This window comes from Mycobacterium sp. IS-1742 (assembly GCF_001500125.1).
Classification (GTDB): Bacteria; Actinomycetota; Actinomycetes; order Mycobacteriales; family Mycobacteriaceae; genus Mycobacterium.
The window spans coordinates 74,227-92,622 of sequence record NZ_LQIV01000045.1 but is presented as its reverse complement, the minus strand read 5'-3'; the positions used below and the strand labels follow the sequence as shown (position 1 = coordinate 92,622).

The window sequence follows — 18,396 nt, the reverse complement described above, 5'->3', positions numbered from 1 at the left end:
CGAGCCCCCGGCAGGAGGGGTCAGATGATGCCGCGCTTGAGGCGACGGCGCTCGCGCTCGGAGAGCCCGCCCCAGATGCCGAAGCGCTCGTCGTGGGCCAGCGCGTAGTCGAGGCACTCGTCCCGGACCTCGCAGCCCATGCAGATCCGCTTCGCCTCGCGAGTCGAACCACCCTTCTCGGGGAAGAACGCCTCCGGATCGGTCTGGGCGCACAGCGCGCGCTCCTGCCACAGATCGTCGGCGTCCTCGGGTTCGGCTTCCACGCGTTCCGGAACCAGACTCAGCTGAGGCCGCCCCATGGCCTCGATCGGTGCGGCTCCGGTGTCGGTGTGTGGCGCCCCGCCGACGGAGCCGAGCAGCCGGCCGTCGAACCGGACCACGCGATCGAATTCGCTTTGCTCAAAAGACATTTCCCGCCCCTCCTCACTCGGTGTCGTAGATCCACGTGGCCCCACTCGGTGCTGAAGGGCCGGTTCAATTCGAACAAGTGATCGAATCTCGGTCTGCGACACCAAAATCGGCTGGCCAACCGGGAAATGACACTGGTGTGATTACACACGGGTGGGGGGCTGCGGTCAAGCGCTGGAACAGGAATTCATACCACCTCGTGACACTTCTGCGGCGCGTCGGAAATCTCGGCGTGTCCCGCGCGTGACGTTGCCCATCTGCCGGAGCGGTGCGACCTCGCCGCGGGCGAGCGCCTAGTCTCGTTCGATGTGAAGGTGACGGTTCTGGTCGGCGGCGTCGGTGGGGCACGCTTCCTGCTCGGCGTGCAGCATCTGCTCGGTCTGGGACGGTTCGCCCCGGACGGTGCGCAGGACTCCGCCGACCACGAGTTGACCGCGGTGGTCAACGTCGGTGACGACACCTGGATGTTCGGGGTGCGGATCTGTCCGGACCTCGACACCTGCATGTACACCCTGGGCGGTGGCATCGACCCCGAGCGCGGGTGGGGACACCGCGACGAAACCTGGCACGCCAAGGAGGAACTCGCCGCCTACGGCGTCCAGCCGGACTGGTTCGGACTCGGCGACCGCGACCTGGCCACCCATCTGGTGCGCAGCCAGATGCTGCGCGCCGGGTATCCGCTGTCCCAGGTCACCGAGGCGTTGTGTGACCGATGGAAGCCGGGTGCCCGGTTGCTGCCCGCCAGTGACGACCGCAGCGAGACCCACGTGGTGATCACCGACCCCGACACCGGCGAGCGGCGCGCCGTCCACTTCCAGGAGTGGTGGGTGCGGTACCGGGCGAAGGTGCCGACCCACAGCTTCGCCTTCGTCGGCGCGGAGAAGGCGACCACCGCGCCCGGCGTGACCGAGGCCATCGCCGACGCCGACGTCGTCCTGCTGGCACCCTCGAACCCCGTGGTCAGCATCGGCTCGATCCTCGCCATCCCCGGCATCCGCGGCGCGCTGCGGTCGGCGCCGGCCAAGGTCATCGGCTATTCACCCATCGTCGCCGGAAAACCCTTGCGCGGCATGGCCGATGAGTGCCTGTCGGTGATCGGCGTCGCGTCGACCTCCGAAGGCGTCGGCCGTCACTACGGAGCCCGGTCGGGCACCGGGATCCTCGACGGATGGCTGGTGCACGAGGGCGACACCGCGCAGATCGACGGTGTGGAGGTCGCCGCGATACCACTGCTGATGACGGATCCGGAGACCACCGCCGACATGGTGCGCGCCGGGGTGCGACTGGCCGGGGTGCCGCTGTGACCGATCACGGCTCCGCCTCGGCGACCGATCACGGCTCGGCGGCGGCGGTCGAACTCCTGCCGGTGCCCGGGTTGCCGGAGTTCCGGCCCGGCGACGACCTGTCCGCGGCGCTGGCGGCCGCCGCACCGTGGCTGCGCGACGGTGACGTCGTGGTGGTCACCAGCAAGGTGGTGTCCAAGTGCGAGGGGCGCATCGTCACCGCACCGGACGATCCCGAAGAGCGGGATGCGTTGCGCCGCAGACTCGTCGATCAGGAGGCGGTGCGTGTGCTGGCGCGCAAGGGACGCACCTTGATCACGGAGAACGCCATCGGCCTCATCCAGGCGGCGGCCGGGGTGGACGGGTCCAACGTCGACACGACCGAACTGGCCCTGCTGCCGGTCGACCCCGACGGGAGTGCCGCGCGCCTGCGGGCCGGTCTCGCCGAACGACTCGGCGTCACGGTCGGGATCGTCATCACCGACACCATGGGACGCGCGTGGCGCAACGGCCAGATCGATGCGGCGATCGGCGCCGCCGGCCTGAGCGTGCTGCACGGATACGCCGGCGCGCGTGACGCCCACGGCAACGAGTTGCTGGTCACCGAAGTCGCCGTCGCCGACGAGATCGCCGCCGCCGCGGACCTGGTCAAGGGCAAGCTCACCGGCATCCCCGTGGCCGTTGTCCGCGGACTCACGTTGGCGGACAACGGATCCACCGCCCGCGACCTGCTGCGCCCCGGAGAGGACGACCTCTTCTGGCTGGGCACCGAGGAGGCGATGTCACTCGGGCGCGCCGAGGCGCAGCTCCTGCGGCGCTCGGTGCGCCGGTTCAGCACCGATCCCGTTCCCGCGCAGATCGTCACCGACGCGGTCGCCGAGGCGCTCACCGCCCCCGCCCCGCACCACACCCGGCCCGTTCGCTTCGTCTGGGTGGCCGACCACAGCGTGCGGGCCCGGCTGCTCGACCGGATGAAGGAGCGCTGGCGCGGCGATCTGCTCGCCGACGGCCTGTCCGCCGACGCCGTCGAGCGCCGGCTGGCCCGTGGTCAGATCCTTTACGACGCACCGGAAGTCGTCATCCCGTTCCTGGTGCCCGACGGCGCGCACGACTACCCCGACGCGGCCAGGACCGCCGCCGAGCACACGATGTTCACCGTGGCGGTGGGTGCCGCCGTCCAGGCGTTCCTCGTCGCCCTGGCGGTGCGGGACGTGGGCAGCTGCTGGGTCGGCTCGACGATCTTCGCCGCCGATGTGGTGCGTGCGGAGCTGGACCTGCCCGCGGAGTGGGAACCGCTGGGCGCCGTGGCGGTCGGCTATCCCGCCGAGCCGCAGGGCCCGCGTGATCCTGTTCTCCCAGAGGGACTTCTGGTGCGCCGGTGAGTCTGCACGCGTCGGCGGTCGACATCCTGACCGACTGGGCCGCTCCCGACCCGGCGCAGGATTCGTTGCGCCACGCGGTGATCGCGTTCCTGGCCGCGCGCCCCGACGGGTGCCTGCGTTCGTGTGTCCCCGGCCATGTCACCGCCTCCGCGCTCGTGCTCGACCACACCGGTACCCATGCGGTGCTGACCCTGCACCCGCGCTTCGGCCGCTGGCTGCAGTTGGGCGGACACTGTGAGCCCGACGACCCGGACATCATCGCCGCCGCGCTGCGCGAGGCCGCCGAGGAATCCGGTATCACCGGGCTGACCATCGATCCGCGGCTCGCGGCCGTCCATGTGCATCCGGTGACCTGCTCACTGGGCGTGCCCACCCGGCACCTCGACCTGCAGTTCCTGGTGCGCGCACCGGAGGGCGCGCGCATCGCCCGCTCGGAGGAGTCCCTGGACCTGCGGTGGTGGCCCCTCGACGGGCTGCCGCCGGACACCGACTTCGGGCTGGCGCAGTTGGCCGACGAGGCGCGACGGCGGGGTCAGACGTCGGTGGAGTAGCGGATGCCGCCGTCGGGGATCTTCACGCCCGGCCACACCCGCGCCCCGCGCAGCAACTCACAGCGCGCACCGATGTCGGCGCCGTCGCCGATCACGGCGTCGCGGATGAGGGCGCGCGGGCCGATCCGCGCGCCGAACCCGATGATGGACCGCTCGATCACCGCACCGGCGCCCACCCGCACACCGTCGAAGATCACCGCACCGTCGAGGCGCGCACCCGCGCCGACCTCCGCGCCGCGACCCACCACGGTGCCGCCGATCAGCAGCGCGCCGGGTCCGACTGCCGCGCCGTCGTGCACGAGTTCCTCGCCGCGGTGCCCCTGCAGGGCCGGCGACGGCGCGATACCGCGCACCAGATCTGCCGACCCGCGCACGAAGTCCTCGGGGGTGCCCATGTCGCGCCAGTACGTCGCGTCGACGTAACCGCAGACGCGCAGCCCGTCGGAGAGCAGATTGGGGAACACCTCACGCTCCACCGACACGGCGCGCTCGCGCGGGATCCGGTCGATCACCGAGCGCTTGAAGACGTAGCAGCCGGCGTTGATCTGATCGGTCGGCGGATCCTGCGTCTTCTCCAGGAACGCGGTCACCACACCGTCGCCGTCGGTCGGCACGCACCCGAACGCCCGCGGGTCACCCACCCGCACCAGGTGCAGCGTGACGTCGGCGTCCTTGCTCACGTGGCTGTCCAACAGCGCGCGCAGGTCGCACCCCGAGAGCACGTCGCCGTTGAACACCATCGCGGTGTCGTAGCGCAGTTTCTCGGCGACGTTGGCGATCGCGCCGCCGGTGCCCATCGGCTCGGCTTCGAAGACGTACTCGATCTGCAGGCCCAGCTTCGACCCGTCGCCGAACTCGGCCTCGAAGACGTCCGCCTTGTACGACGTCCCGAGCACCACGTGTTCGATGCCTGCCGCGGCGATGCGGGACAGCAGATGGGTCAGGAACGCCAACCCGGCCGTCGGCAGCATCGGTTTGGGCGCCGACAGCGTCAGCGGGCGTAGGCGGGTGCCCTGCCCACCCACCAGCACGACGGCGTCGACCTGCGCCGGATCCACCATGACCTACCCCCCTTTGGCCTGAGCTCGCCGAGCTTTGCGCACCACCAGACCCGCTCGCACGGCCAGCGCGCCCTTCATCGCTCCCCGCAGCGGCGCCTGCCACCGGCGAGGGTATCGATCAGACAAGAAAGTGTAGGTGCTGCGGTGATGGGCGGCCAGGTTGCGGGCCGGGTCCCGGCCGGTCGAATGCCCCTTGTCGTGCAGGATCTCCGCCGACGGCACGTACACGTTGAGCCACCCGGCCCTGCCGAGTCGATCACCGAGGTCGACGTCCTCCATGTACATGAAGTACCGCTCGTCGAATCCGCCGATCTGCGCGAAGGCCGAGCGGCGCAGCAGCAGGCAACTTCCCGACAGCCAGCCCACCGGTCGTTCACTGGGCTCGGCGCGGTCCTGGCGGTAGGCCGCGGTCCACGGGTTGGACCGCCAGAACGGGCCCACCACCGCGTGCATCCCCCCGCGGATGAGGCTGGGGAGGTGGCGCGCGGACGGATACACCGAGCCGTCGGGGTCGCGGATCAGCGGTCCGAGCGCGCCGGCGCGCGGCCACCGGCCCGCGGCCTCCAGCAGCAGGTCGATGGAGCGCGGCCCCCATTGCACATCGGGGTTGGCGACGATCAGGAACTCAGGGTCCAGGGCGTCACCACCGGGGTCCGTGTCGATCGAGGCGACCGCCCGGTTGACCGCGGTGCCGTACCCGAGATTGCCGCCGGTGCGCAGCAGCCGGATGTTCGGATAGCGCTGCAGGGCCTGCTCCGGCGCGCCGTCGGTGGACCCGTTGTCGGCCATCACGACCGAGACCGGCCGATCGGTGGCATGTGCCAGCGTGGCCAGGAACCGGTCGAGGTGCGGACCCGGTGAGTACGTCACCGTGATGACGACCAATCGGTCACTCATCCGGCGACCACCCGTTCACGCAGCACGGCGTAGAGGGTAGCCGCCCGTCACCGGCCCTCGTGCAGGGCCGAGACCAGCGCCTCACGCCACGGCCGCAGCGGGGTCAGGCCACACGCCGCCGACCCGGAGCCCGACAGCGCCGAATACGCGGGCCGGCGCGCCGGTCGCGGAAAGCGGTCACCGCCGACCGGCCGCACCCGTTCGGGGTCGGCGCCCACGATCTCGAAGACCGCGCGGGCCTGGTCGAAGCGGCTCGCCTCGCCGTCGTTGGCGGCATGCAGCATCCGGCCGCGCACCCCCCCGTCGGCGACCTCGAGCAGCGCCGCGGCGAGGTCGAGCGCGCTGGTGGGCGAACCGATCTGGTCGGCCACGACCTCGACGGTCTCGGTACCGAGGGCCTTGCGGCGCATCGCGGCGACGAAGTCGCTGCCGTCGGCGCCCTCGTAGACCCACGCGGTGCGCACCACGTGACCCTGCGGAAGCGCGTCGAGCACCGCCCGTTCGCCGGCGAGCTTGGTCCGCCCGTACACGCTCAGCGGGTCCGGCGCATCGTCGATCTCGTACGGATGCGGCGGCGCCCCGGCGCCATCGCCGCCGAACACGCCGCTGAACACGTAGTCCGTCGACACGTGGATCAGGCCGGCGCCGACTCGCGCACAGACGGTCGCGAGGTTGCCCGGGCCGACGGCGTTGACGGCGTGCGCCCGGTCCGGCTCGGATTCGGCGCGGTCGACGTCGGTGAAGGCCGCGCAGTTGATCACCACGTCGCCTCCGGCGACCCGCCGCGCGACCGCGCCGGGATCGGTGATGTCACAGTCGGCCGAGGTGAGCGCCAGCACGTCGCGCCCCTGGCGGCGGGCCTGAGCAGCCAGGATGCGCCCGACCATGCCGCCGGCACCGGTGATCACGAGGCGTTGCGGCATGAAAGTGAGTGTGACACGCGACCTGGCGCGCCGACGATCGCTACCCCGTCTGCGCTGCCCTCGCCAGTAGCCTGGGCTGATGCCCGCTCGAGTCCTTCGTGCCGTCGCTGTGACGGTGGCCCTCGCCGTGGTGCTCGGGACCGGTGTGGCCTGGAGCCGGATCCGGTCCTTCGAAGAGGGCATCAACCACATCAGCTCTCCGGCGCTCGGCGAAGGCGGCGAGGACGGTGCGATCGACGTTCTGCTGGTGGGATCCGACAGCAGGACCGACGCCCACGGCAATCCGCTGTCCCAGGAGGAGCTGGCGACGCTGCGCGCCGGCAACGACGTCTCCACCAACACCGACACGATCATCTTGATCCGCATCCCCAACAACGGGCAGTCGGCCACGGCCATCTCGATTCCGCGCGACTCGTACGTCGAGGCTCCCGGTCTGGGCAAGATGAAGATCAACGGTGTCTACGGGTCGGTACACCTCGAGAAGCTCAAGGCGCTCGTCGAGGAACAGGGGATGGATCCGGCCGAGGCCGAACCGCTCGCGATCGAAGACGGCCGGGAGGCGTTGATCAAGACGGTGGCGAACCTGACCGGGGTCACCGTCGATCACTACGCCGAGATCGGACTGCTGGGCTTCGCGTTGATCACCGACGCCCTCGGCGGTGTCGATGTCTGCCTCAAAGAGCCTGTCTACGAACCCCTTTCGGGTGCGGACTTCCCGGCAGGATGGCAGAAGCTCAACGGGCCGCAGGCGTTGAGCTTCGTGCGTCAGCGGCACGATCTGCCGCGCGGCGATCTCGACCGGGTGACCCGCCAGCAGGCGGTGATGGCGTCGCTGGCCCACGAGGTGATCTCCAGCAAGACGTTGTCCAGTCCGGCGACGCTGAGCCGGCTGGAGGCGGCCGTGCAGCGGTCGGTGGTGCTCTCCGACGGCTGGGACATCATGGATTTCGTGGACCAGCTGCAGAAGCTGGCCGCAGGCAACGTCGCATTCGCCACGATTCCGGTGCTGCGGGAGGACGGCTGGAGCGACGACGGCATGCAGAGTGTGGTGCGCGTCGATCCCACGGCCGTTCAGGAGTGGGTGACGGGCCTGCTGGACGACCAGGACGAGGGCAAGACCGAGGAACTCGCGTACACCCCGGACAAGACGACCGTCGAGGTCGTCAACGCCACCGACATCAACGGTCTGGCCGCCTCGGTCTCGGCGGTGCTGTCGCAGAAGGGCTTCACCCCCGGCGCGACGGGCAACTTCGAGGGCGGCGCCGTCACCAGCAGCCAGGTGCAGGCCGCCAAGGCCGAAGACCTGGGTGCACAAGCGGTTTCGAAGGATCTGGGTGGACTCACCGTCGTGGCGGACGGTTCCGTGGCGCCGGGCACGGTGCGGGTGGTGCTCGCCGACGACTACACCGGCCCAGGCTCCGGGCTCGACGGCACCGATCCGACGATGCTCACCGCCGACCCGGTCGCGGCGGGCGCCACCGATCCGGCCGCGCCGCCGCCGCCCCCGCAGATCATCACCGCCGGCTCCGACGATCCGGAGTGTGTGAACTGACTGTCACCGGGGCACTGCTCGGACCGCAGCTGGACACCGACCCCGCCGGGCCGAGCATCACCTACTACGACGACGCGACCGGCGAACGCATCGAGGTCTCCCACGTGACGCTGGCGAACTGGGCGGCCAAGACCGGCAACCTCCTTCGTGACGAGCTCGGAGCCGGGCCGGCGAGCCGGGTGGCGATCCTGCTGCCCGCGCACTGGCAGACCGCGGCGGTGCTGTTCGGTCTCTGGTGGATCGGCGCGGACGCGCTGGTGGGCACCGCCTCCGATCTGCAGGGGGCCGACATCGCGCTGTGCACAGCCGAACGCATCGACGAGGCCGACGCGGCGGCGGGGATGGGCGAGATCGCGGTGCTGTCGCTGGATGCGTTCGGCAGGCCGGTCCCCGATCTGCCGGTCGGCCTCACCGACTACGCCACCGCGGTGCGCGTGCACGGCGACCAGATCACCCCCGAACGCACACCGGGCCCGGCGCTGAACGGACGCTCGGTCGACGAGGTGCTCGCCGCGGCCGCAGGCGCCGCCACCGCCGCCGCACTGCAGCCGCGGGACCGGGTGCTGTCCACCGCCGCCTGGGCCACGGCCGACGATGTGGTCGAGCGGCTGCTGGCGGTCTACGCGGTGGGCGGTTCCCTGGTCCAGGTCGCACATCCGGATCCGGCTGCGCTGGAACGCCGCCGGGCGATGGAAAAGGTCACTCGCGAACTGAACTGAGTTCCGGCGGTCGACCCCAGCAACGGCCCCGGAGTTCTAAGCCTTTTCTCAACGTGGCCAAATAGAGTAGCGCCGGCTGAATGGTGAATTCGTCGGCGACACGGCCGGCCGTCGCGCGATGCCGTCGAGAGCGGAGGTGGTTCGATGACCGGACCCGTCACCGCAGTGGCCACCATGGTGGCGCTCGCGCTCTGGCATCTGCACAACCGCCGCCACCCCGGCTGGCGGGTGAGCCCCGACGGCAGGTTCTTCGTTCTCTCCGGATATCCCGCGCTGATCATCGCCCTGTACTGGCTCACCACCGCCCCGAGCAACACCGCCTGGGAGTGGGCGCTCGGCAACGCCTGGACCGTCGTGTCGATGGGGTGTTTCGTCTACGGATTCAACGCGCTCGACGCGGTGCCGCGCAGTCAGCAATCGGTGTCGGCGGCGATCGAGACCCTCTCCCCGGCCGCCGACCGCACGGTCTGAGGCGGCGGTCAGAACCGGAATTCCGCCGGCGGCCGATCGGTCCGCCCGAGCATCCAGGAGATCGCTGCGGCGGACCGTTCGGCTGCTCGCCCGTCTCCGAACGGGTTTCCCTTCGAGACCATCGCCGCCCGCTCGTCGGGGTCGTCGAGAAGACGGCAGGCGTTGGCCAGCACCGCATCGCGGTCGGTTCCGACGAGCACCGCGCACCCCGCGTCGACGGCCTCCATCCGCTCGGTGACCTCCCGCAGGACGATGACGGGGACGCCGAAACTGGGCGCCTCCTCCTGGATCCCCCCGGAGTCCGACAGCACCAGCGTGGCCGCGGCGAGCGTCGCGACCAGCACCGGATACGCCAGGGGTTCGGTCACCAGCACCCGCGGATGCGCGCCGAGTACGGACCGGACCTGGGCCGCGACAGCGGGATTTGGATGAGCGGGGAGCACGACCTCGACGTCGGAGTACTTGTCGAGCAGCAGCGCGACCGCGGTGAGCACGCGGTCGAGCGGCTCACCCCACGATTCACGGCGGTGCGCCGTCACCAGCACCAGCCTGCTGCGGCCGGATCCGGCCCGTTCGACGAACTCGGCCACGCGGGCGTCTGCGACCGGCCCGCTTCGTGCGGCGATGCCGAGCACCGCGTCGATCACGGTGTTGCCGGTGACGACGATGTCCCCCGACCGGGTGCCCTCCCGTTCGAGGTTCGCCCGCGCCTCGACGGTGGGCGCCAGATGCAGGCGGCTGATCTGCCCGACCAGTCTGCGGTTGCCCTCCTCGGGGAACGGCGCCGCCAGATCGTGTGAGCGCAGACCTGCCTCGACGTGGGCGATGGGCACCTTCGCCCAGAAGGCCACCATCGCCGCCGCCAACACCGTCGTGGTGTCCCCCTGAACCACGACGGCCGCGGGAGTTCGCTGCCGCCAATGGTTTTCGAGCTGCACCGTCAGCGCGGCCATGAGTTCGGCCTGACTGCCGCTGCCGCGGTCGATGCTCAGCGTGACGTCCGGTTCCAGGCCGAACGCATCGAGAGCTTGATGAACCATCGTCGGATGTTGGCCGCTGGCGACGAACACCGGCGTCATGCCCTGCGCCCGCAGGGCGGGCACCAGCGGCGCCAGCTTGATGGCTTCGGGGCGGGTCCCCGCCACCAGGTGGACTTCGGTCACGCCGCCCACTATGCCTGATTCAGTGAAGTGTTGTAAATTCGCTTAGCAAAGAGCGGGCCGATGTCGTCGGACATCGCCCGCCACCCAACCCGACGACCAGAAATGGCAGGTAAAACCGGTGTTTGCCTACTTCCTGCTCGTCTTGTCGATGTTTTCGTACGCTGCCGGGTTGATTCTGCAAAGCACCGCTGCTCGCCGAATCAGCATCAGCAACACCATGGACCTCGGCCTGGTGAGGCGCCTCGTCACCGACCGGTGCTATGCCGCCGGGCTGGCCGCCCAGGTGGCCGGCTTCCTGCTGGCCTTCTTCGCCCGCGAAACGCTGCCGGTCTACCTCGTGCAGGCCGCCGCCTGCGCCGCAGTCGGCGTCGCGGCGGTGCTGGGCGCGGTCGTCCTGGGTTGGCGGGTCACCCGCCCCGAACTGGCCGTGCTCGCGGTGCTGACCCTGGCGTTGGTCCTGCTCGCCGGGGCCGCCGAACCGTCGCGGATCACCTCGGTGCCGCCGGCGACGGGTTGGGCGCTCGCCGCGGTGCTGGCAGCCTGTGTCGTCCTCGCGCCCGCGGCCTGGCGGGCCAGGGGGGCGGTGCCTCTGGCCGGACTCGCCGGTGCGGCCTTCGCCGTCCTGGCGGTGGCGAGTCGCCCGCTGCCGTCCCTCGAGTGGACGGCCCTGCTGCTGCATCCGCTGGCGTATCTGACGCTGGCGTCCGCGGCCGTCGGGCAGGTCCTGCTTGCCGCGGCCCTGCAGCGCGGGTCGACGACCTCGGCCGGCGCGGCGATGGACGCCGTGACCATGGTGGTGGCGTCCGTGGCCGGTATCGCGCTGGTGGGCGATCAGATCGCGGAAGGCCGGGCGGCGTGGCTGATCGCCGGTCTGATCCTCATCGTCGCCGGCGTGCTCGTCATGGGCCGGGTCGGCACGGTCGTCACCGAGGGCCGCCCGGATCTCGCACCGTCAGCCCAACCGATCACGCAGGGAACCCGATGACCCCTCCACTCCCCGTCGCCAGTCTGTCGTTCGATCTCGACAACGTGTGGTCGTTCCTCAAGACCCACGGTGATCCGTCCTGGGAGTCCCGGCCCAGCTACCTCGAGGTCGCGACACCACGGATCGTCGAATTCCTCGGTGAGATGAACTCGCGGTCAACGATTTTCGTGATCGGTGCGGATGCCGACCGTGACGACGGCGCCGAGGCGGTGCGTGCGTTCGCCGCCGCCGGGCACGAGATCGGCAACCACTCCTACGAGCACGAACCGTGGCTGCAGCGCTACCGCGCCGAGGACCTCGCCGCGGAGGTCGACCGCACCCACGCCGCGATCGTGGCCGCAGGCGCACCGGCGCCCACCGGGTTCCGCGGACCCGGCTACAGCACCAGCCCCACGCTGGAACGACTGCTCGTGGAACGCGGATACACCTATGACGCCAGCACCTTTCCCACCTGGATCGGGCCGCTGGCACGCGCCCATCACTTCCGCACCGCGCACCTGAGCACCGCGCAGCGCGAGGAGCGCGCGCACCTGTTCGGCGGACTCGACCAGGCGTTGCTGCCCCTGCGTCCGCACCGGGCGGCGAGCGGGATCGCCGAACTGCCGGTCACCACCATGCCGCTGCTGCGGATTCCGATCCACGGGTCCTATCTGATGCAGCTGTACTCGATCTCACCGAGAGTGGCGCGGATCTACTTCGGCACCGCCGTGCGGCTGTGTCGCGCGCGCCGCATCGGGCTGACCATGCTCCTGCACCCCACCGACCTGCTCGACCGCCGCGACGCGCCCGCACTCGACTTCTTTCCCGGCATGTCGGTGCCCGCCCGCGAGAAGTACGCGTTCATGCAGTGGGTGCTGGCGACGATGCAACGCCACTTCACCGTGCTCGGGACCCGGGACCACGTCATGCACGCGCTCGATGCGGGACATCCTCATGCCTCAGTGGCGTGATCCCCCGCGGCGCCGCCGGACACCGAGCGCATCGGTGCCCGCCGCGCTCGTCGCCGCGGCGGTGGCGGCCGTCCTCGTCATCGCGGGTGTCCAGGCCGCCCACAGCGCTCCACCGGATGAGACCGCCGCGCTGCAAACGCGATTCGACCAGCTTCGGCCAGGGGACACCATCCGACTGGACCGACGCACGTACTCCCACGCCGGGGTCATCCGCGTCGCGGTGCCGGGAGTGCGCATCGAGGGCAACGGGGCGACGCTGGCCGCCACGAACGCCCCGGCCTCGGCGCTGCAGATCGACGCACCCGGGGTGAGCGTCGCCGACGTCACGCTGACCGCACCCACCGACGGCCCCCGCCTCACGGGCCTCGAGCAGCACAAGCTCGTGGTCAGCGGTGACGGGGTCTCGCTCACCGACGTGACGATCGACGGTTCGGCGGCCGCCGGGGTGTTCGTCGACGGCGCCCACGACTTCCGCCTCACCCGCGTCACCGTGCGCGACACCCTCGCCGACGGCATCCACATGACCGACGGCGCCACCAACGGCAGGCTCGACAACCCGAGGACCGAACGCACCGGCGACGACGGGGTGGCCGTGGTCTCCTACGGCACCGACGCCCCGTGTGCGGGCATCACCATCACCGCCCCCGTGGTGGCCGGAACCCGCTGGGGGCGCGGCATCTCCGTCGTCGGCGGCCGCGACGTGTCGGTGCGTGATCTCACGGTGTCGGGCACCAGCGGCGCCGGGCTCTACGTCGCCTCCGAGGGCGCCCCGTACTTCACCGACAGCGTCGCCGGGGTCCGCGTCACCGGCGGCACCATCACCGGTGCGAACACCGACCCCTCGGTGATCCACGGCGCCGTGCTCGTCTACTCGGGCAACGCCGGGCGGTCGGTGAGCGATGTCTCGATCTCCGGCCTGACCATCGCCGCGACGCCGCCCGGCGCAGAACGCAACGTCGGCGTGATCGCCCGGCCGGGAACCGTCGACGCCATCGCATTGCACCGAATCGAGCTGCGCGACACCGCACTGCGCCCCCTTCTCGTCGAAGCGCCCGCCGGAGCCGTCCAGGCCTCTGACTTCACCGTCGACGGCACACCGGTCGACGTCCGATGACCAGCCGACTCAGAGGAGCACCGTGACCACCGCATTCACCGTCGTGCATGTGACCGAGTCGTTCGCCAGCGGCACCGCCGCGGCGATCCGCGACTTCGCGCGCAACTATCCCTCGGCCGAACACCGTCTGGTGTACGCCCGCCGCGCGGAGGCGTCGGTCAGCCCCGCGGAATTCGTCGGCTTCGCCGGGGTGGCCGAACTGCCCGACGGGCACGTCGCCCGGCTGCGGTTCCTCCGCCGCTACGCCAGGGGCCTTCGCGGGCCGGTGGTGATCCACGCCCACTCCAGCAAGGGCGGGGTGTACGCGCGCGTCGCGCTGCGCCGCTCCGCGAGGCGTCCGATCGTCTACTCCCCCCACTGCTACGCGTTCGAACGCCGCGACGTCGGCACGCCGGTGCGCGCGGCATTCCGGGCCGCCGAATGGGCGCTGTCGCTGAACACCAGCGGCTTCGGCGTCTGCTCGCCGCGCGAAGCGGCCCTGTCCCGCTGGCCGTTGGCCAGGACCAGGGTGGTGACGGTGCCCAACGTCGCCGGACCCTGCACGGTCCCGTCGGGCACGAGATCCGCTCCCACACAGGGTCTGTGCGTCGTCGGCAACGGCAGGCTGGGACCGCAGAAGGACCCCGGCTTCTTCGCCGACGCCGTGGCGCACGCCAGATCGACGCACCCGGACCTGCGGGCGGTGTGGATCGGCGACGGTGACGCCGAGTACGTCCGGTACCTCACCGACCGCCAGATCGAGGTGACGGGCTGGCTACCCCGATCGCAGGCGCTCGCCGAACTCGCCCGCGGGGACGTGTATCTGCACACCGCGGTGTGGGAGGGGCTCCCGATCTCGATCCTCGAGGCCGACGCGGCCGGTCTCCCGGTCGTCGCCCGCGCGCGGCCCTACCTCGAGGGACTGCGGCTGCCGTTGACCGTCGCGGCGCCCTCCCAGTTCGCCGACGTGCTGACCTCGCTCGGCACCGCGTCCGCGCGGGCCGCCGCCCGCGACGCGACCAGGGTCGCCTTCGCCGACAACTGCGACGGCAGCCAGCAGGTCGCGCTCAAGGAGCTCTACGGCCCGTACGCCGGGGCGCGCTGATGGATCCGGTGCACGTCAACGGCAAGTGGTTGGCTCAACCGCTGACCGGCACGCAGCGGTACGCCACCGAGATGGTGCGCCGCCTCGTCGCGGCGGACGCCGTGGACCTGGTGCTCCATGTGCCCAAGGGCGCCGACGCCCCCGAGTGGGCGACGGCGCCGCGCGTGGAGATCCGCCCCGCCCCGGTCGGCGGCGTGGTGTTCGAACAGCTGTACCTGCCGGTGGTGACGCTGGGCCGGATGCTGCTCAACTTCGCCGGTCCCGCACCGCTTCTCAAACGCAGGCAGTTGGTGACGATGCACGATGCGACCGCGTTCCGGTACCCGCGCACCTTCCGGCGCGCGTTCGTCGCGTTCTACTTCGTGATGTATCTGTTGTTGGCCCACACGGCACGGCGGCTGCTCACCGTATCCGAGTTCAGCGCGGGCGAACTGGCCACGGTGCTGCGGGTCGACAGGCGGCGGTTCCTGGTGGTCCCCTGCGCCGCAGACGGTTTGGCGCAGATCGCACCCGTGCGCCCCGACCTCGACGTCGCAGGCGGGCAGTATCTCGTCGTCGGCACCCTGGCCAGACACAAGAACCTCACCGGCGCCGTGGCCGCGCTCACCGGCTCCGGGCGTGAGGTGGTGGTCGTCGGGGCCGCAGGCAACGACCAGGTGTTCTCCGCGATGTCCGATCTGGGATCGGCGGCGACCGTGGCCGGCCGCCTCACCGACGCCGAACTGGTGTGGCTGTACCGGAATTCGCGCGCGCTGGTGTTCCCCTCGAGGTACGAGGGCTTCGGACTGCCGGTGCTCGAGGCGCAGGTGCTGGGGTGCCCGGTCGTCAGCTCGTCGGCGGCCTCCCTACCGGAGGTCGGCGGCAACGGCGCCCTGTACTTCGATCCCGACGACAGCGCCGCCCTGCTCGACCGACTCGACGAACTCGAGCGCGACGACGCACTGGCGGCCGACCTGCGGGAGCGGGGGCTCGTCAATGCGCAGCGCTACTCGTGGGAGCGCTCGGCCGAGACGGTGCTGACCCGGGTGTTGGGCGTGCCCGCCGCTGCGCTCAGCGCGGCGACCGGTTCCTGACCATCGTCTCGTCGGGTGCTGTGCCACCGACGGTCGACGCGGGCGACCAGCAGGACGATCACACCCAACGCCACCCACGACGGCAGCGACCGTCCCTGCGTCCAGTGCATGTAGCGCGGGAGTTCGATCAGCCCGACGAAGAACAGCGGATACATCAGCAGGCCGGCCGGTGACGCCTCGCGGAAGGACCGGTACAGCAGGCCGGCGATCACCCCGGCGACCAGGAAGAACACCAGCCCGCCAACCGTGCCGTAGTCGAGATACGGGATCGAGAAGCCCGTGGCGTTGTTGAACTCCGGGTTTCCGTAGTCGGCGAGCATCGCGACGTAGTCGGCGTCGGTCACCACACCGTTGCGCCCCGGGAAGTTCCCGGCCAGCTGGTCGTAGAGCTGTAGTTGGCGCACACCCGGTGCGTCCCAGAGGAATTCGAGTGTGGTCAGCGGTTCCCTGCCGGCCACGTTGAGGTGGTTCAGCTCGAGATAGCCGTTGTTCACCGCGGTGGCGTAGTAGCCGGCGACCCGTTCGAAGGAGAACTGCCAGAAGCTCTGCCCGCTGCCGCGGAAGAACTCCCAGCTGCGGAAGTACTCGAAGACCGAGAAGACGACGACCACCGCGGGCAGCGCCACCACGGGCACCAGTCGCACGGCGGACCGCATCCTGGGCGTCTCGGCGGCGCGGTAGCACGCCACGATCGCGATCGGGACCACGAGTTCGAGGATGGCCAGCCGTTCGGCGAAGATGAAGGCCCGCGGGACGGACATCCCCACGACGGCGACGATCTTCAGCAGCTCGGTCCGCGAATTCTGCTGCGCCAGGACGATACTGGAGACGATCACCGCGGCGATGCCGAACTGCGTCATGGTGGTCACCCCGGGGATGGTGCCGACGAGAGTCTTGATCGGGGCGGAACCGGAGTAGCCCGAGGCACCGGCGATCTGTGACCAACCGATGCCTGCCCGCGCCAGGAGATACCCGAACCCCAGGTAACCGAGGACCGTCAGGGCGACCAGAACCGAACTGGCCCGGCAGAGCAGCACGACCGCCCCGGGGGCCAGATTCGGCCACCGCTGCGCGGGGATCCGCACCGGACGCATCGCCCCGATCGCGCTGGCGCCGACGGCCAGCGCAAGCGCCCCGCAGAACATCAGGAGCAGGACATGCCCGGTCACCGACTTGGGGGTGTTCCACAGCGCACGGAACCGCTCGTCACCGACCGCCGCGGTCAACAGGATCGACATCGTCGCCACCATGAGGATCACCGGTGTGGGCCCGACCCACCAGACCCTGGTGCGGCGGGCGGTGACGTCGTGCCTCACGGGGCGGTTGCCGCGGCCGACTCGACGGCGGGATCGGCCGCGCCGCGGTCGGGTGTGGTCGCGTGTCCGGTGGCGCGCGGCGGCGTGGTCGCACCGCCGACGGTGAACAGCGGCCGGTAGGTGACCACCGCTCGCAGCGGCACCGCGCTCGACGCGGTCGCGGCGCGCACCGCGGACACCGCCGCCACGGAGTCGACGTTCAGGCGGGTCACCAGGATCAGATCCGTTGCCGCGGCGATCGCCTGGGTGGCCAAAGGCGAGTCGCCGAGCGCGCCGATGTCGAGGATCAGCGTGTGATCGTGCTCGGATCCGGTCGGGAGCGTGACCGAACCTTCGGCCAACGTGGCCAGCACCGTCGGCCCCTGTTCCGCTGCCGCCGTCTCCAGCAGCGCCGCGACCAGTGCGGAGCCCGAGGACCGGGACGCCCCGATGACGGCGATGATCCGGTTGGGGGCCGTGCCGGGGCACTGCGCGAACAGCGTCCGCGCCAAGTGTCGTTGCGCGCCTGCGGTACTCGCGCCCTGGTTGCCGCGCAGGGCGACCTCGGGGGTGAGGATGCCGTCGACCGCGTCGACGATGTCGGTGACGGCGACCACCCGGCCCGAGCGGCTTCGGTACAGGCCCAAGGCGACCAGCGCGAGCAGCCCGCCGAGGAGTCCGCCGAACAGCGCTCCGAGCGGCCAACGGTCCGACCCGACCGAGGAATCGGTCAGCGGGGCGTTGAGGATCTGCAGCCCGGTCGGCTGCGCGGCCTGCAATTCGACGTTGGACCGCAGTTGCGTCAGGTCGTTGAGCCGACCGATGTCGCGGGTCGCCCTCACCGCCCTGATGCGCTCGTCGATCGCGCCGAGCGCGCTGTCCAACTGCAGGTCGGTGAGCTGGCGGAGCCGTTGTTCGTAGAGGTTCAGCGCGGTCCGCACCGTGTTGGTCGATTCGAGGGCGGTCGCCCCCGTCGACGAGATCGTCAGCACCTGGGATGTGCCGTTCTGGGTGATCGTCAGCTGCGCGGCCCCCGGGCGCCGGAGGCGGTCGTTCACCGCCCTGGCGAATCCTGCGCCGTCGAGATAGGCCACCTCACCGGACACGTAGTCGCTGATGTGGCTCTGCGTGAAGTCGATGGGCGCACCGGTCACCATGGCGACCAGGTCGACCGGTGGCGTCACCCTGATCTGCGCGCTCGACGTCGGGTCCGCGTTGCGGTTGAGGTACACCGCGCCTCCGGCGAACGCACCCAGCACGACGCCGATCGACGTGCCCACCGCGAGCACCACAAGCCACGTCCTGGAGGACCTTCGGGTGATCGCCGAGAGGACTGACGACTGGATCGGGGAAAGCTGGACAGCCACGGGTTCGCGCTCCTCAACGGATCGGCATGCGTCGACCCCACGGTGCTCGGGTCATTGCTGGTGTATTGCTCCGCATACTATGCCACTGGCAACTGGCTGGCTACTTTGCCCTCGAAAC

General features: G+C 70.7%; 18 protein-coding genes. 11 read left to right on the top strand and 7 right to left on the bottom strand.

Going from position 1 to position 18,396, the window contains the following annotated elements; all coding sequences use genetic code 11:
* Nucleotides 1-20: 20 nt before the first annotated feature.
* On the bottom strand, nucleotides 21-299 hold the full coding sequence (locus AU196_RS24440; protein ID WP_172800576.1) for a WhiB family transcriptional regulator: 279 nt from the start codon (nucleotides 297-299) through the stop codon (nucleotides 21-23).
* Between the two features lie 417 nt (nucleotides 300-716).
* Between AU196_RS24440 and cofD the strand changes: the two genes are divergently transcribed.
* The 3 genes from cofD to AU196_RS24425 are packed head-to-tail and all read left to right on the top strand — an operon-like array spanning nucleotide 717 to nucleotide 3,624.
* Complete coding sequence (cofD, locus tag AU196_RS24435; protein ID WP_059097670.1) at nucleotides 717-1,712, top strand: 2-phospho-L-lactate transferase; 996 nt, start codon at nucleotides 717-719, stop codon at nucleotides 1,710-1,712.
* A complete protein-coding gene (locus AU196_RS24430; RefSeq protein WP_059097669.1) occupies nucleotides 1,709-3,073 on the top strand; it encodes a coenzyme F420-0:L-glutamate ligase in 1,365 nt (454 codons plus the stop codon). The genes cofD and AU196_RS24430 overlap by 4 nt, the downstream gene beginning before the upstream one ends.
* Complete coding sequence (locus AU196_RS24425) at nucleotides 3,070-3,624, top strand: NUDIX domain-containing protein (protein ID WP_059097668.1); 555 nt, start codon at nucleotides 3,070-3,072, stop codon at nucleotides 3,622-3,624. The genes AU196_RS24430 and AU196_RS24425 overlap by 4 nt, the downstream gene beginning before the upstream one ends.
* Here AU196_RS24425 and manB read toward each other — a convergent pair.
* The 3 genes from manB to rfbD are packed head-to-tail and all read right to left on the bottom strand — an operon-like array spanning nucleotide 3,606 to nucleotide 6,505.
* Nucleotides 3,606-4,685: a mannose-1-phosphate guanylyltransferase gene (gene manB, locus AU196_RS24420; RefSeq protein WP_059097667.1), complete on the bottom strand. Its 1,080-nt coding sequence runs from the start codon at nucleotides 4,683-4,685 to the stop codon at nucleotides 3,606-3,608. The two genes, AU196_RS24425 and manB, sit on opposite strands and share 19 nt — an antisense overlap.
* Before the next feature lie 3 nt (nucleotides 4,686-4,688).
* Nucleotides 4,689-5,582 (bottom strand): glycosyltransferase family 2 protein, encoded by an 894-nt coding sequence (locus AU196_RS24415; RefSeq protein ID WP_059097666.1) that lies wholly within the window; start codon nucleotides 5,580-5,582, stop codon nucleotides 4,689-4,691.
* Nucleotides 5,583-5,629: 47 nt separating this feature from the next.
* Entirely contained in the window at nucleotides 5,630-6,505 is an 876-nt protein-coding gene (gene rfbD, locus AU196_RS24410) for a dTDP-4-dehydrorhamnose reductase (protein WP_059097665.1), read from the bottom strand.
* Nucleotides 6,506-6,584: 79 nt separating this feature from the next.
* Between rfbD and AU196_RS24405 the strand changes: the two genes are divergently transcribed.
* The 3 genes from AU196_RS24405 (at nucleotide 6,585) to AU196_RS24395 (ending at nucleotide 9,247) form a co-directional block, all read left to right on the top strand.
* Nucleotides 6,585-8,057, top strand: a complete 1,473-nt coding sequence (locus AU196_RS24405; protein ID WP_059097664.1) for an LCP family protein — start codon at nucleotides 6,585-6,587, stop codon at nucleotides 8,055-8,057.
* Nucleotides 8,045-8,776, top strand: a complete 732-nt coding sequence (locus AU196_RS24400) for a TIGR03089 family protein (RefSeq protein WP_059097663.1) — start codon at nucleotides 8,045-8,047, stop codon at nucleotides 8,774-8,776. The genes AU196_RS24405 and AU196_RS24400 overlap by 13 nt, the downstream gene beginning before the upstream one ends.
* 144 nt (nucleotides 8,777-8,920) lie before the next feature.
* Nucleotides 8,921-9,247 (top strand): hypothetical protein, encoded by a 327-nt coding sequence (locus tag AU196_RS24395; RefSeq protein ID WP_059097662.1) that lies wholly within the window; start codon nucleotides 8,921-8,923, stop codon nucleotides 9,245-9,247.
* 8 nt (nucleotides 9,248-9,255) lie between these two features.
* Here AU196_RS24395 and wecB read toward each other — a convergent pair whose 3' ends face one another.
* Nucleotides 9,256-10,410, bottom strand: a complete 1,155-nt coding sequence (wecB, locus tag AU196_RS24390) for a non-hydrolyzing UDP-N-acetylglucosamine 2-epimerase (RefSeq protein WP_231737709.1) — start codon at nucleotides 10,408-10,410, stop codon at nucleotides 9,256-9,258.
* A 169-nt stretch (nucleotides 10,411-10,579) separates the two neighbouring features.
* Here wecB and AU196_RS24385 point away from each other — a divergent pair, with 169 nt between their 5' ends.
* The 5 genes from AU196_RS24385 to AU196_RS24365 are packed head-to-tail and all read left to right on the top strand — an operon-like array spanning nucleotide 10,580 to nucleotide 15,616.
* The gene (locus AU196_RS24385; RefSeq protein ID WP_231737708.1) at nucleotides 10,580-11,395 is read left to right on the top strand and encodes a hypothetical protein; all 816 of its coding nucleotides are present in this window, start codon (nucleotides 10,580-10,582) and stop codon (nucleotides 11,393-11,395) included.
* Nucleotides 11,392-12,345, top strand: a complete 954-nt coding sequence (locus AU196_RS24380; protein WP_059097659.1) for a polysaccharide deacetylase family protein — start codon at nucleotides 11,392-11,394, stop codon at nucleotides 12,343-12,345. The genes AU196_RS24385 and AU196_RS24380 overlap by 4 nt, the downstream gene beginning before the upstream one ends.
* The gene (locus AU196_RS24375) at nucleotides 12,329-13,459 is read left to right on the top strand and encodes a right-handed parallel beta-helix repeat-containing protein (protein WP_059097658.1); all 1,131 of its coding nucleotides are present in this window, start codon (nucleotides 12,329-12,331) and stop codon (nucleotides 13,457-13,459) included. Before AU196_RS24380 ends, AU196_RS24375 begins: the two co-directional genes overlap by 17 nt.
* A 22-nt stretch (nucleotides 13,460-13,481) precedes the next feature.
* Nucleotides 13,482-14,543, top strand: a complete 1,062-nt coding sequence (locus AU196_RS24370) for a glycosyltransferase (protein ID WP_059097657.1) — start codon at nucleotides 13,482-13,484, stop codon at nucleotides 14,541-14,543.
* On the top strand, nucleotides 14,543-15,616 hold the full coding sequence (locus AU196_RS24365; protein ID WP_231737707.1) for a glycosyltransferase family 4 protein: 1,074 nt from the start codon (nucleotides 14,543-14,545) through the stop codon (nucleotides 15,614-15,616). The genes AU196_RS24370 and AU196_RS24365 overlap by 1 nt, the downstream gene beginning before the upstream one ends.
* Here AU196_RS24365 and AU196_RS24360 read toward each other — a convergent pair.
* Together AU196_RS24360 and AU196_RS24355 are read right to left on the bottom strand one after the other, a co-directional pair.
* The gene (locus AU196_RS24360; RefSeq protein WP_231737706.1) at nucleotides 15,529-16,932 is read right to left on the bottom strand and encodes an O-antigen polymerase; all 1,404 of its coding nucleotides are present in this window, start codon (nucleotides 16,930-16,932) and stop codon (nucleotides 15,529-15,531) included. The genes AU196_RS24365 and AU196_RS24360 overlap by 88 nt on opposite strands.
* A complete protein-coding gene (locus tag AU196_RS24355; protein ID WP_157546645.1) occupies nucleotides 16,929-18,278 on the bottom strand; it encodes a hypothetical protein in 1,350 nt (449 codons plus the stop codon). The genes AU196_RS24360 and AU196_RS24355 overlap by 4 nt, the downstream gene beginning before the upstream one ends.
* Nucleotides 18,279-18,396 lie beyond the last annotated feature (118 nt).